Source organism: Vibrio sp. Vf1514 (assembly GCF_052076135.1).
Lineage (GTDB): Bacteria > Pseudomonadota > Gammaproteobacteria > Enterobacterales > Vibrionaceae > Vibrio > Vibrio furnissii.
Genome location: NZ_CP197267.1, coordinates 1,613,352 through 1,626,559 on the forward strand (window position 1 = coordinate 1,613,352; position 13,208 = coordinate 1,626,559).

13 protein-coding genes are annotated in these 13,208 nt (G+C 49.6%); 6 read left to right on the plus strand and 7 right to left on the minus strand.

Annotated features, from left to right (window positions below):
- Positions 1-25 precede the first annotated feature (25 nt).
- Genes ACS18Q_RS07530 through ACS18Q_RS07540 form a run of 3 tightly spaced genes read left to right on the plus strand, consistent with a single transcriptional unit; the run spans position 26 to position 2,625 of the window.
- Positions 26-1,120 carry a sn-glycerol-3-phosphate import ATP-binding protein UgpC gene (locus tag ACS18Q_RS07530; protein WP_441257629.1) on the plus strand — a complete coding sequence of 365 codons (1,095 nt, stop codon included), beginning with the start codon at positions 26-28 and terminating at the stop codon, positions 1,118-1,120.
- Positions 1,121-1,128: 8 nt separating this feature from the next.
- Positions 1,129-1,887: a DeoR/GlpR family DNA-binding transcription regulator gene (locus tag ACS18Q_RS07535; protein ID WP_004725832.1), complete on the plus strand. Its 759-nt coding sequence runs from the start codon at positions 1,129-1,131 to the stop codon at positions 1,885-1,887.
- A gap of 30 nt (positions 1,888-1,917) precedes the next feature.
- Positions 1,918-2,625: a glycerophosphoryl diester phosphodiesterase gene (locus ACS18Q_RS07540; RefSeq protein ID WP_158165310.1), complete on the plus strand. Its 708-nt coding sequence runs from the start codon at positions 1,918-1,920 to the stop codon at positions 2,623-2,625.
- A gap of 84 nt (positions 2,626-2,709) precedes the next feature.
- On the opposite strand, the gene ACS18Q_RS07545 is transcribed toward ACS18Q_RS07540, so the two are convergent.
- Positions 2,710-3,198: a YhcH/YjgK/YiaL family protein gene (locus ACS18Q_RS07545; RefSeq protein WP_172562239.1), complete on the minus strand. Its 489-nt coding sequence runs from the start codon at positions 3,196-3,198 to the stop codon at positions 2,710-2,712.
- Positions 3,199-3,389: 191 nt separating this feature from the next.
- Here ACS18Q_RS07545 and ACS18Q_RS07550 point away from each other — a divergent pair, with 191 nt between their 5' ends.
- Positions 3,390-4,220, plus strand: a complete 831-nt coding sequence (locus ACS18Q_RS07550) for a lysostaphin resistance A-like protein (RefSeq protein WP_441256870.1) — start codon at positions 3,390-3,392, stop codon at positions 4,218-4,220.
- Between the two features lie 73 nt (positions 4,221-4,293).
- On the opposite strand, the gene ACS18Q_RS07555 is transcribed toward ACS18Q_RS07550, so the two are convergent.
- The 6 genes from ACS18Q_RS07555 to hppD all read right to left on the minus strand — a co-directional run bounded on the left by ACS18Q_RS07555 (position 4,294) and on the right by hppD (position 9,863).
- The gene (locus ACS18Q_RS07555; RefSeq protein WP_004725823.1) at positions 4,294-4,863 is read right to left on the minus strand and encodes a DedA family protein; all 570 of its coding nucleotides are present in this window, start codon (positions 4,861-4,863) and stop codon (positions 4,294-4,296) included.
- Positions 4,864-4,912: 49 nt separating this feature from the next.
- Positions 4,913-5,827 carry a glucosamine inositolphosphorylceramide transferase family protein gene (locus ACS18Q_RS07560; protein ID WP_158140758.1) on the minus strand — a complete coding sequence of 305 codons (915 nt, stop codon included), beginning with the start codon at positions 5,825-5,827 and terminating at the stop codon, positions 4,913-4,915.
- A gap of 146 nt (positions 5,828-5,973) precedes the next feature.
- Positions 5,974-6,621, minus strand: coding sequence for a maleylacetoacetate isomerase (gene maiA, locus ACS18Q_RS07565; protein ID WP_143678976.1), 648 nt, complete (start codon positions 6,619-6,621; stop codon positions 5,974-5,976).
- Positions 6,614-7,651: a fumarylacetoacetate hydrolase family protein gene (locus ACS18Q_RS07570; RefSeq protein ID WP_441256871.1), complete on the minus strand. Its 1,038-nt coding sequence runs from the start codon at positions 7,649-7,651 to the stop codon at positions 6,614-6,616. The genes maiA and ACS18Q_RS07570 overlap by 8 nt, the downstream gene beginning before the upstream one ends.
- Positions 7,652-7,660: 9 nt before the next feature.
- Positions 7,661-8,797: a homogentisate 1,2-dioxygenase gene (locus ACS18Q_RS07575; protein ID WP_441256872.1), complete on the minus strand. Its 1,137-nt coding sequence runs from the start codon at positions 8,795-8,797 to the stop codon at positions 7,661-7,663.
- Positions 8,790-9,863: a 4-hydroxyphenylpyruvate dioxygenase gene (gene hppD, locus ACS18Q_RS07580; protein ID WP_055466855.1), complete on the minus strand. Its 1,074-nt coding sequence runs from the start codon at positions 9,861-9,863 to the stop codon at positions 8,790-8,792. The genes ACS18Q_RS07575 and hppD overlap by 8 nt, the downstream gene beginning before the upstream one ends.
- A 571-nt stretch (positions 9,864-10,434) precedes the next feature.
- Here hppD and ACS18Q_RS07585 point away from each other — a divergent pair.
- Positions 10,435-11,862, plus strand: a complete 1,428-nt coding sequence (locus tag ACS18Q_RS07585) for an EAL domain-containing protein (RefSeq protein WP_441256873.1) — start codon at positions 10,435-10,437, stop codon at positions 11,860-11,862.
- A gap of 120 nt (positions 11,863-11,982) precedes the next feature.
- Positions 11,983-13,095: a M20/M25/M40 family metallo-hydrolase gene (locus ACS18Q_RS07590; RefSeq protein ID WP_143678973.1), complete on the plus strand. Its 1,113-nt coding sequence runs from the start codon at positions 11,983-11,985 to the stop codon at positions 13,093-13,095.
- Positions 13,096-13,208: the final 113 nt, after the last annotated feature.

Here is a 13,208-nt window from a genome sequence, read left to right on the forward strand (position 1 = left end):
AGCGCGCAAGGAGCAGGACAACGTGATGCTCGATATCAAACAACTGGTGAAAACTTACGAAAACGGCCACCGCGCAGTCAAAGGGGTCGACTTATCGATTCAGCAAGGTGAATTCATTGTGCTGGTTGGCCCGTCTGGCTGTGGCAAGTCATCCATTTTGCGCTCCATCGCCGGGCTGGAGTCGATCAGCAGCGGCGAAATTCATTTGGGTGGCCGCCGTGTCGACAGCGAGAAACCCGCCAAACGCGACATCGCCATGGTGTTTCAGAACTACGCGCTCTACCCGCACATGAGCGTGTACGATAACTTGGCGTACGGGCTGAAAAATCGAGGTGTGGATAAAAACACCATCGATGAGAAAATTCGCAAAGTCGCCAAGACGCTCAAGATTGATGAATACCTCGATCGCAAACCGTCGAAACTCTCTGGCGGTCAACGCCAGCGCGTGGCGATGGGCCGTGCGATTGTGCGCGATCCGCAGCTGTTTCTGTTTGATGAGCCGCTCTCTAACCTCGATGCGGCGCTGCGCGCGCACATGCGTCTAGAAATTAAAAAGCTGCAACGTGAATTGGGCGTCACCAGTGTGTATGTGACCCACGACCAAGTCGAAGCAATGACGCTGGCCGATCGCATTGTGGTGCTCAAACAAGGTGAGATTGAACAGGTCGGCACACCCGCTGAAGTGTATCACCAGCCAGCCAGTACGTTTGTTGCCAGCTTTATCGGCAGCCCAGCGATGAACTTTCTGCCCGCGTCGCTGAAAAACGGTCGCTTGCATGTCGCCGGACAACAGTGTTATCTGCCCGAATATGATGGCTTGAGCGCCGACTCGATCACGCTCGGCATTCGTCCTGAGCACGCGCAGCTCAATTGCAGCGAACACACGCTGTGCTTTGAACTCGATATCAACGTCGTCGAACCGCTGGGTCCAAACCAACTGGTGCATGGCCGCATCATTGGCTTGGAAAGCGAGCGCGATTTCATTGCCGTCACGCCGGAAATGGCGCTGCAGATCCACGATCCACTCACGCTGTCAGTGACACCCGACAACCTGCATCTGTTTGATGAACATGGCAAGCGACTCTGCCCTGTTTCTCTGGCTCAACGCGCGATTGCGTAAGGATACGTGTGAGTTTATCGACCCGACAAAAACAGATTCTGGCGTATTTGCAACAGGCGCACGGCGTGCTCTCTAGCGCGCTGTTGTCTGAACGCTTTGATGTTTCGGTGCAAACCATTCGCAAAGACATGAACGATTTGAGCGACAAAGGCATGGTGCGCCGTGTGCATGGCGGGATTTCGCTCCCCAGTGCCAACGACAATCTCTCCTTCACCAATCGGGAGCTGATCAATCTCTCCGCGAAGCAGAAAATCGCGCAACGCGTGGTGGACCAATTGCCAGAAGGCAGCAGTATTTTTCTGGGCATCGGCACCACGCCGAAACATGTGGCGCACGCACTGCTGGATCACCCGGGGCTGACCGTGGTCACCAACAACATCAACGCCGCATTAACCTTAAGCCGCAACCCCAACATGGCGATTCACCTCGCGGGCGGCGCGGTTCGCCCGTCGGATGAAGATACGGTCGGCGAAGCCACCACCCACTTCTATCGCCAATTCAACATCAAGATTGGTATTTTCGGTGTGGGCGGTTTGAACGACAAAGGTCAGTTGCTCGATTTCACGCCAGAAGAAGCCCATCTGACTCGCGCCATCATCGAACAGAGCGAACAATGTTGGTTAGTTGCAGACAAAACCAAATTGGGGCGCTATGCTCCGGTGGTTAGCGGTAAACTGTCTGAAATACAACGACTCTTTGTCGATCTCGCCACGCCTGAGATGACACAATTGTGTCAGCATCATCACGTCGATATGGTTGTGGCGTAGTTCGCCAATCTCAAAGCTTAAGGAAGCGTTATGTCTCCGATTATTGTGGGTCACCGAGGCGTGGCCGGAACTTTCCCGGAAAATACCCGAGTCAGCGTACAGGCTGCGATCGATATGGGCCTCAAGTGGGTCGAAATCGATGTTCAGCCCACCCAAGATCATGTCCTGATCGTGTGTCACGATCACACCATCAACCGTTGCAGTAATGGCAAAGGCCGCGTCGATGCCTACACGTTGGAAGAACTGCGCGAATTTGACTTCGGCGGCTGGTTTGACGCCAAGTTCAGCGGCGAACCTATCATGACGCTGCAAGAACTGCTCGAACTGGCGGCTGCCAACGATTTAGGGTTGAACATCGAAGTCAAAGTCGACAATCACGATGTGGCGCAAGTGGCGTCGCAACTCAAAGCGCAACTGGATCAAAGCCCGTTGGCGCAAGAGAAGATTCTGCTGTCGAGTTTCAGTCATGACATCATTCGTGAACTCCACCAGCACTGCCCGGGTTATAAACTCGGCGTGCTCAGCGAACGATTGTCTGCCAAAGACAAAGCGGTCCTCAAAGAAGTGAACGCATTCAGTGCCAACTTAAATTACCGCTGGTTGACGGAAAAACACGTGCAAACCTTGCGCCAAGACGGCTATCAAATCTGGTGCTACACGGTCAACGATGGCGACAAGTTTGCTTTGCTCAATCAAGTGGATGCCATTTTCTCCGACTGGCCAAGTCGCTTTATTTAACGGTCACACTGTCGAACACAAAAACGCCCGCGTTATGCGGGCGTTTTTTTTTCCAACGATCATCACTGCTCAGGCGCTGGTGACTTACGCAAACAGCGCTTTATCGACCTTAATCACCATTTTGCGTACAGGCATCGGCTGTTCGTCAGTCGCAATCAACGGACGATGAGGTTGACCTGGGTAAAATACGATGAAATCGCCCGCTTGAATGGAGACAAACAGCTCATCATTCAGTTGTTCACTGAATGCCAAGTCACGATCATCGAGCATGTCTTCATCCAACGCATCAAATGGCGTAAGGCTATAACCAAAGGTTTCGCGGCCTTGCAGCAAAATCTGCACGTCCAGATAACGGCGGTGACACTCCGATTTACGCTGCGCAAGATGTTGCGTGTGGTCGTTCATGATGAAGAAAAACGCGCGCTCGCCATCCAGCTCATGACGGCCGCTTGCCATCGGCGTGCCCTCTTTTTCTGCATCGGCCAATTTAGCCAGCGCTTCGCGAATCAACGGAAGGAGCTTAGGTGATAAACATTGCGCAAATTCAAGTTGTGAAGTCTTACCAATAAACACAAGAATGGTCCTTTATTTGTCGTTTCTGCCATCTATATTACTCTCATATTCCGTAAGGGAAAATGAAATTTAAAACATTGTTTCAAATAATTAGAACTCTGTACTGACTGGTAGAATCTGTTTCTTGTGCCGTGTTGCATAGAATCGCCGCCTTTCGTGCGATGAGCACCATAAACTCTGTGGAAAACAACATGAACATCACTAGCTCGCTGTGGATTTGGATCCCATTGATCCTCGCGATTCTTGCCGCGCTGTGCAAACAACGCCAGGCCGCGCTGACTTTATTGGCGGTGACTTTAGCGGGGGCGTGGCTGGGCGATAAGCTCTCCACTCTCGCGCTATTGATCAGCCTGCTTGGATTAGGCTTAGGCGCTCTCATTCCCAAACTCACCGGCTATAAACGCACACTGGCTTGGTGCGGATTGCTGCTGTGGTGCGTGGCATTGATGATTCACGCCCTCCCCGGTTTTGGCAACACGCAAGTTCTCGATAAGGTGATTTCCGGCCCGATGAGTATGCCGTTTTCGCTCTATCTCAACATCGACAAACCTTTGGTCTTCTTTGCGCTTTGGCTGGCATTTCCAGCGCTGCTGGGCACGCAAGCGGCCCCTCAATGGCGAAAGACGCTATGCGTTTTACCGCCACTGCTCGGATTGTTGTTGGTCGCTTGGTTTTTAGGCGCTCTGAAACCCGAGTTTTCGCTACCGGATTGGCTGTGGCTGTTTGCGCTCAACAACCTGCTGCTAACGTGTGTGGTTGAAGAAGCACTGTTTCGCGGTGTGATTCAGCAAACATTGACACGCGTGGGCGGCACCATCGTGGGCATTTTGAGTGCAAGTCTGCTGTTTGGTTTAGCTCATATAGCTGGCGGATTGCTCTTGGTCATGTTCGCCGCATTGGCGGGTTTGGGATATGGCTTGGCGTATCATTGGAGTGGCCGACTCTGGGTCGCGGTCCTGTTCCATTTCGCCTTTAACCTCACGCATCTGGTTTTCTTTACCTACCCCGCATTAGCGCGCTAAATCAATGAATGCGTTAAGTAAATTAATCCGTTAAATAAAACGCCCTGGGTGAAAAACCAAGGGCGTCATGATGTTATTGAGTATCTGATGGTGAACGTTTCTTGCGATGACGTAGAAACCAAGCGACTACGCCAACGAGCGCAATGACGGCGAAGGCCTGCATCTCATAATGCTTGATGTTGCCAATCACTATTTCTAGCGTATTGCCAAACAGATAGCCCAATACACCCACAGTAATCGCCCAGAAAGCCGCGCCAATGACATTAAAAATCAGAAAACGCAGCGGCGGCACTTTACTTGCCCCAATCAAAAACGGCGTGACCGTGCGCAAACCGTACAAAAACCGAAATCCTAAGATCAGTAGAATTTGGTGTTTATCCAGCAGTTCAAACACACGCTGAGACTTTTGTTGCCAATGGGGCCGTTTGGCCAACGCTTGTTTACCCTTGATTCGGCCGATGTAGTAATACAGTTGATCGCCAAACAAGGTACCTGCAAACGCACACACAATGACCCAAGGCAACTCTAAATAGCTCCGATGCGCAGCAAAGCCGCCTAAAACCAGAATGGTTTCCCCTTCAAAAAAGGTCCCGGCCGCAATGGCAAAATAGCCATAATCCGAAATCAATTGTTCTAAAGACATATGTGCGCTTGCCGCTCCCTTTTCTCAGTCTGCTATCGCTTAATAGCACTTAATCATAGGGGCGTTCAATATCAAATCGTTCCATGATTTTAAATATCGTCTTCTTCAACAGATTTTTGAGGTAGTAGGTGTGAATTTTGGCATCGATGATGGTGGTGTCACCGTCATGAGCAAGGGTATGAATTCCATCGCTGTAAGGCGCGACCGGATGCAGTTCATTGACGTAGGACTCTGAATAGTCTGTCGGCGTCAACGTGTTGATTCGGATCACCAACAAGCTTTTGCCATAACCGCCATCGCAGTTTTGTCCAAAGCGATACAGATCGCCTTCATGTTTTAAGATGGCGCCACCATTTCGACCGCCACATACATCGCGACAAATGGGAGATAATGGGTGCTCTTGATACGGCCCGGCGAACTCATCGGAAATAAACAGATGCTGCGTGAATGGATCGCTGGCGCCAGAGGTAAACAGATACCAATATCCTTGATGTTCCACCACGGAGGTATCCACATAATCGCCACCAGACAGCAGCGCCTGATGCCAAACGAATTGTTGGGTCGTACGGTCAAACCGATACAGCGCCACTTCACGGCGATCGCTGGTTTCCGGAATGGCGTAATAGTCACCCTGATGTTCCATCACCAACGGATACGATTTATGCCCACCGAGAGCATTGATGGCATCAAAAAATGGGTATTCTTTTCCGGATAAGTCGAAACATTTGAGTTTGCCCTTACCGCGCAGATAGTCAAAGACTTCGCAGGCAAGGTACTGTTGATGATCGAGTGTAAATAAGAACGGGTCGGCAACAAAATCGTAGTGCTGAACTGGAAACCACTCCATATTGTTCGGCTGAACGCCCATGGTAAGCACCTCATTGAGGCTTTGATGCACGATCCCTATGCGCCATTGTTCCAATTCAAACATTTTGCTGTGCAGCGTTTTAATGGCAGTAAGCACACTTAATTCCCCATATTTGGGTGTCAGCAAGGCCGTTGTGACCCTGCGACACATGACGCGAACATTATGGGAGCCATTGTGCTGCAATGCAACTAAACCCTTATCAGCGCGAAGGTTATTTCTAACCAATGATACAAAGTTTCCCGCTACTGAGAATCTGGCTGGCGCTCTGGCGCGGCTTTGATAAAGCCGGGAATATGACGCAAGGACTCACTGATTCGTGCAATTTGTGGATACGGCGTCATATCGACACCGAAACGCTCAGCATTATAAACCTGCGGCACCAAACACACATCCGCCAGCGACAGTTCGTCGCCGACACAAAAAGCCCCAGCGCGCGTATTGAGCTTCTCTTCAAACGCAGCAAACCCAACCTGCACCCAGTGACGATACCATTCGGCTTTTTGCGCATCGTTCACCGCAAGTTCGCTGCTGAGATACTGTAAAACGCGCAGGTTGTTGATGGGATGAATGTCCATCGCAATATCGTGCGCCAGCGACAACACTTGATATTTCTTATGCCCGCTTCTTGGGATCAAAGGCATTTGCGGATACACATCATCCAAGTATTCGATAATGGCCAAAGACTGTGACAATGTCACATTTCCATCAACCAAGGTCGGCACTAACTCACTGGGGTTTAATTGATGATAGGCAGCGCTGTGCTGTTCGCCGCCCTCTTTCACCAGATGCACCGGACAGTGTGTGTATGCCAACCCTTTGAGATGAAGCGCAATCCGCACTCGATACGCTGCCGATGATCGCCAGTAGCCATAGAGTTGACGTTCACTCATAAATCACCTGCTTGGGCGGTAAATATTGCACCACACGCTGTTCAATGCTGCCAAAGATTGTTTGTCCGTGATGATCAAGCATCTCCAATTTAATGGTGTCATCAAACTTCATGAACTGCGTTGCTGGCTGCCCATCGCGAATGGTTTCAATCATGCGCACTTCTGCAATACAGGAATAGCCGACGCCCCCTTCAGCAATCGCAGTACCAAAATCGGTGCCTTGCTTATTCGATACGGTGCCAGACCCGATGATCGCGCCCGCACCTAACGGACGGGTTTTCGCCGCGTGGGCAATGAGTTGTGGAAATTCAAACGTCATGTCCACGCCGGCATTCGGGCAACCAAACGGCACACCGTTATAGGTCGACAGCAGCGGCAGCGTCACTTTTCCCCCATCCCAGTGTTCGCCCAGCTCATCGGGCGTGACAGCCACGGGCGAAAACGCCGACGACGGTTTGGATTGGAAAAAGCCAAACCCTTTGGCCAGTTCGCCGGGAATCAGGCCGCGCAGAGACACATCATTAACCAGCATGATCAGGCGAATCGCATGCGCCGCGTGTTCTGCATCTGCGCCCATCGGCACATCATCGGTGATCACCGCCACCTCACCTTCAAAATCGATGCCCCACGCTTCGCTTTCCATCAGGATATCGTCTTTCGGGCCGAGGAAGGTATCGGAGCCACCTTGATACATCAGCGGATCAGTCCAAAAGCTTGGCGGCATTTCAGCGCCGCGCGCTTGACGCACCAGCTCCACGTGATTGACGTACGCAGAACCGTCGGCCCATTGATAGGCGCGTGGTAAGGGCGATTCGCACAGCGTCGGGTCAAACTCCATTTCGTTATACAGCTCCCCCTCATTGAGCGCCTGATACACTTCATCGAGCATCGGTTCGTTCATGCTCCAGCTGTCCAGCGCTTGCTGCAGATTCTCCGCAATCTCCGGCACGGCAATGCATTTGGTTAAATCACGGCTGACGACCACGAGCAGCCCGTCACGGGTATGATTTTTTAGCGTCGCTAACTTCATTGTCTATCCTTATTCTTTGACTGCTTTCCAACTGTAGACGTACTCGCGGTTTTCCACCTTTTGCGCCGCTTCACCAAACTGTAGTGCATGACGCGTATCAATCATCACAGCCACTTCATCGGTGAATTTTTTCTTATATTCCATCCCAGCTTGAAACGCTTTCGGATGCGGGCCGTGGGTAAAGCCAGCGGGGTGGAAAGTCACCATACCCGCTTCGATATTGTCACGGCTGAAGAAATCACCAGCGTGGTAGAACAGCACTTCATCGTAATCATCGTTGTTGTGGTAGAACGGCACTTTGAGCGCGCCTGGGTCGCTTTCAATCGGACGCGGCACAAACGTACACACCACAAAACCAGCACCGACAAACGTCGTGTGCGCAGACGGTGGCAAATGGTAGCGATGTGACATCAACGGGCGAATGTCGCGCCAGTTAAGTTTGACCACCGCCAAATCACCGTGCCAGCCAATCGCATCTAATGGGTTAAACGGATAGGTAATCACACTCACTTGCTCATGGCGTTTGACCTGAACCTGTGTTTGCTGCTCGGAATACTGCGCTTTAAACGCGTCATTGATGCTTGGCACTTCCAACACGGCAGGATCAAACACCGCATGATTGCCGACAATACCTTTCTCCGGCAGCGTGTACGCCGCATCAGTGTTTTCAATCATCAATAGAAACAGCGACTCTTGCGGTTCTAAACGCCAGTTGGTCGAGCGCGGGATCAACACGTAATCCCCTTCGCTGATGCGCATGTGGCCGTAATCGCAGTACAAATTCGCTTTGCCCTGATGAACAAACAGCAAGTCGTCGCCATCGGCGTTGCGCACTAGGCACTCCATCGGCTGCGCCAGCTTCCAGACGCGAACCTTCACATCCTGATTGTGCAGCAAGTGCGGCACACACCAAGGAGAAAGCTGCGAGGCTTCAGTAACGTGATTGAAGTTAAACGCGCGTGGGCGCAGTTCGCCCTCCCACTCGCTCCAACCCGTTGGGGCATGTTGATGATGGAAGTGTGCTGCCGGGCCGAAGAAACCGCTGCGGCCCGCTTCACGTTCATAAATTGCGTCACTCGGGAAATCGGCATGCGCCTGTTTGGAGCATACCCCTTCCCGGTGCGGGAAGGTCATCCACTTATGCATCGCTCAGTACTCCTCGACGAATCTGATCTTCTTCAATCGATTCAAACAGCGCTTTGAAGTTGCCTTCGCCGAAGCCTTCATTGCCTTTACGTTGAATGATTTCAAAGAACACTGGGCCAATCACGGTTTGAGTAAAGATTTGCAGCAGAATGCCATCTTTCATCGGCGCGCCGTCAATCAGAATGCGCAACGCTTTGAGCTCGTCGACATTCTCAGTATGGCCTTCAACGCGCGCATCGACTTTCTCATAATACGTATCTGGCGTTGGCATAAAGTCCATGCCACGTTCGCGTAGCGTGCGCACGGTTTGGTAGATGTCGTCGGTGCTCAGCGCAATGTGCTGAATGCCTTCGCCGTTGTATTCACGAATGAACTCTTCAATCTGCGATTTATCGTCAGAGGATTCATTGATCGGAATGCGGATTTTGCCACACGGTGCAGTCATTGCACGGCTTACCAGCCCGGTAAGTTTACCTTCGATATCGAAGTAACGAATCTCACGGAAGTTACCGATGCGCTCATAAAAGCCAGACCAGGTGTCCATGTGGCCTTGTTTCACGTTGTGCGTGAGGTGGTCAATCACCATCAAACCCGCTTGGGCTTCCTGCATGCGCGCGGCAGCATCGTCATAAAAGTGGAAGTCGACATCGTAAATGCTGCGATCGCCGTAACGGTCAACAAAGTACAACAAGCTTTCGCCAATGCCGTAAATCGCCGGAATACTCAGTTCCATCGGGCCGATTTCAGTTTTGTACTCCTCTGCGCCGTTGTTTAACGCATGTTTTAGCGCAGACGCGGCATCTTTGACACGAAAAGCCATGCCGCAAACGGATGGGCCGTGGATTTTGGCAAACGCTTCGGCTTGGCTACGCGGCTGCGCATTGACGATAAAGTTGATGTCGCCTTGGCGATATAACCACGCTTCTTTGGAACGATGTTTGGCAATTTCAGCAAACCCTAACGAAGAAAACAGCTGCTTTAGATCGTCAATACCTTGGGGATCTGCGGCCGTGTACTCGACAAATTCAAAGCCATCGGTACCCAATGGGTTGATGTTGGCGCTCATGCTCTACTCCTTCCGTTCAGTTGTCTTTTTGTTGTTAATTAGTTGTTATAAATTTGAATGAGCGCGCTTTAAAAAGATATAGAGGAGCCAATCATTGCCCATCATCTGTCGACCAGACGCAGTGTAACTTTTTTATTACATCACGTAGTTTATGAAAATATTTGCGATGAATTAGAGCAAATAAAGGCGGAAAAAATATATTAGTTATTGAATTTAAATAAATAGGTTTCCTTCACCTGTAACAACACCCTCAGATGATATTGAATTCAAAACAGTACACAAATTCGTACACAGTAACACGTACGTTACAAGTCACTTATTTTGAAAGCACTCAAATCAAAATTATAACAATGTAAATAATCGCTCCGCATTTAAAATTCCCTTTATTAGTTTAAGGGTATTAATCTATACTCCGCGCACCTAGTTGCATGTATCATTATTAAGACGCTTGAGAATTATGTTGACACGATTTTCAAAACAACAACTTCAATGGATAAAGCGAGCACTCGCCATAACTCTGTTACCCTTACCCATCGTCATGTCTGCGGCATATCGTGCAGGGACAGAAAGTATGGACAGTAACTTGATGAACATGGCCCATTCTTACGTGTCTCGAATTGATCGCATCATCAATGAATTAAGGAAAGAGAACAAAAAGGCGCTGTACAAGCCACGGGGATGTGAAAAGTTACAAAACGATTTGTTGTTTGAAAGTATTCTGCGCGAAATGTTTATCGTGAATGACGGCACGATTACTTGCTCATCGAAACGTGGTGAACTCAATCAGGATATCAACCATTACTACTCTGATGGGCATAACTATTCAAATGTGGTCTTGTTCGATCTTGATGATGATCCAACGAAACGCACACTATTAATTATCGATACGGATAAGAATGATGCCAATCACGCAGTAATCTCTATCGTTGAACGAGACTATATTACGGGTCGCTTAGGTTACGATACCGAACACCGAATCAAAAAATTAGTATTTAAAATGGGCGGTTTAACTTTTCCCGTCAACGTTAATTTTGAGACCATTAATCGCAGCGTATTTGCGGCGTCCAAGCAATACGATTTCTCTTTGATGATTGAAGCGAGTGATGACTATGTATCAGAACGTATGACATTTTTCCTGTTGGGAGCGCTTCCGGTCTCCTTTTCAGTATCAATCCTGATCGCGTTATGGATGTTCTTTTTTGACGGGCGTTCAACATTGATAGACGATTTGAGAAAAGGACTCGAACGGCGCGAATTATTTATGGTTTACCAACCTATCGTGACAAGTCATCCCCCAAGAATCAAAGGGTTTGAAGCCTTAATTCGATGGATAAATCCGAAACTGGGATTTGTTCGACCAGATAATTTCATTCCTCTCGCAGAAGAATTCGGATTAATTACCAAGCTAACCGATTATGTATTGGATAGTATTCTAAAAGACTGGTCGAAAGCCAAGTTGTCTGAAAACCAGCAAATGGGTGTCAATATTCCTCCCGCCTATCTGCTGGAGCCATCATGTGTCGAGAAACTCAAGCAGTACGCTAAAGCATATAAAAACATCAACTTGACGCTAGTCGTGGAAATTACAGAACGTCAATTGCTCGATGAACAAGGCCAACAAGTTCTACGGGAACTGCGAGAACACGGAATTCTTGTGGCGATTGACGATTTCGGCACTGGACGCACCGCGCTTTCAGTGTTACAGAATATTGAGTTCGATTTTCTTAAAATCGACAAATGCTTCGTCGATACGATCGGCGTTGAATCAATCAATGCACCTGTGCTCAATGCCATTATCGATCTCGCGCATCAGTTACAAGTTGAAATTGTCGCTGAAGGTGTTGAAACAGAGGCTCAATCAAGTTATTTGATGGACAAGCTCGTTCAACACCAGCAAGGCTATTATTATTCCAAACCAGTCCCCTTCTCGGATGCTTTGGAAGCGGTCGTAACAGCGTGCGATCAATATGAGAATTCAACATTACCATGTACAAGTTAAATATTGCGATGAAGGCCAGTGTGATCACTGGCCTTTTTTACGTGCTTTATTGATTTAACTCAGCACAGTTCGCAGCAATTCCATGCATCGTATGGCCACTGTTCCCTACGAGGTATTATTATGAGTCACATCCACTCGCAGCGTCTGATCGACAACTTCCTGCAACTCATTCAAATTGATAGTGAATCTGGCAACGAAAAAGCCATTGGCGAACACCTGTGTGAGCAATTGGGCGAACTGGGTTTTACGGTCCACAAATTGCCGGTTCCTGAAGCGGTCTCCAACGGCTTCAACATTTATGCTCGCCTCGATGGCACCTTAGCGGACAGCGTGGTATTAAGCTGTCACATGGACACGGTCAAACCGGGCATCGGCATTGAACCCATCATCGAAGATGGCATCATCCGCTCAAAAGGCAACACCATTTTAGGGGGCGATGACAAATCCGGTATCGCGGCGATTCTGGAAGCCGTGCGCGCACTGAAAGAACAAAACCGTGCCCACAAAACCATTGAAATTGCGTTCACCGTGCATGAAGAAGGTGGCTTGAAAGGCTCACAAAACTTCGACATGAACTTCATTCAATCCACCAAAGCGGTGGTACTCGATACCGGCGGTCCAATTGGCACCATCGTCAAAGCGGCACCGGGTCAACAGAAACTCACTGTAACCATCAAAGGCAAACCTGCGCACGCAGGCCTTGTGCCAGAAGATGGCATCAGTGCCATCAGCGTAGCGGCCGACGCGATTACCCAAATGAAACTGCTGCGTATTGATGAAGAAACCACTGCCAACATCGGCATGGTGAATGGCGGTCAGGCGACCAACATCGTGATGCCAGAGCTGACCATCGTCGCCGAAGCGCGTTCGTTGAATGATGACAAGCTAGCGGCGCAAGTCGAGCACATGATTTCAACGTTTGACACCGTGGCGAAAAAACATGGTGCAGAAGCGGTGATTCAATCGACTCGTGCTTACAACGCTTTTGTACTGGACGAAACGCATCCGCTGATTTGCGAACTCAAAGCAGCGTTTAACGCCATGGGCATTGAAGCGAAAACCAAACGTACCGGTGGCGGTAGCGATGCCAACAACTTCAACGAGAAAGGCTTGACCACGGTGAACATCTCGACTGGGATGGCCAAAGTGCACACCACCGAAGAGTACATCGCCGTCGATGACTTGGTAAAAGTGTGCCAATTCTTGGAAACTTACCTCAGCCTTGAAAGCTAATCGGTAAACGCTTCAACCTTAAGAACCAAGGGCGTCTCAAACTCAATTGAGACGCCCTTTTTCCGTTATCAATCAAATGAACTACCGATAAAATGAACCACCCATTAGATGAA

Coding starts and splice junctions, on each gene's coding strand:
- ACS18Q_RS07585 (WP_441256873.1), top strand. CDS start 10,435: ATGGACAGTAACTTGATGAACATGGCCCATTCTTACGTGTCTCGAATT.
- ACS18Q_RS07570 (WP_441256871.1), bottom strand. CDS start 7,651: ATGAAGTTAGCGACGCTAAAAAATCATACCCGTGACGGGCTGCTCGTG.
- hppD (WP_055466855.1), bottom strand. CDS start 9,863: ATGAGCGCCAACATCAACCCATTGGGTACCGATGGCTTTGAATTTGTC.
- ACS18Q_RS07575 (WP_441256872.1), bottom strand. CDS start 8,797: ATGCATAAGTGGATGACCTTCCCGCACCGGGAAGGGGTATGCTCCAAA.
- ACS18Q_RS07555 (WP_004725823.1), bottom strand. CDS start 4,863: ATGTCTTTAGAACAATTGATTTCGGATTATGGCTATTTTGCCATTGCG.
- ACS18Q_RS07540 (WP_158165310.1), top strand. CDS start 1,918: ATGTCTCCGATTATTGTGGGTCACCGAGGCGTGGCCGGAACTTTCCCG.
- ACS18Q_RS07550 (WP_441256870.1), top strand. CDS start 3,390: ATGAACATCACTAGCTCGCTGTGGATTTGGATCCCATTGATCCTCGCG.
- ACS18Q_RS07590 (WP_143678973.1), top strand. CDS start 11,983: ATGAGTCACATCCACTCGCAGCGTCTGATCGACAACTTCCTGCAACTC.
- maiA (WP_143678976.1), bottom strand. CDS start 6,621: ATGAGTGAACGTCAACTCTATGGCTACTGGCGATCATCGGCAGCGTAT.
- ACS18Q_RS07530 (WP_441257629.1), top strand. CDS start 26: ATGCTCGATATCAAACAACTGGTGAAAACTTACGAAAACGGCCACCGC.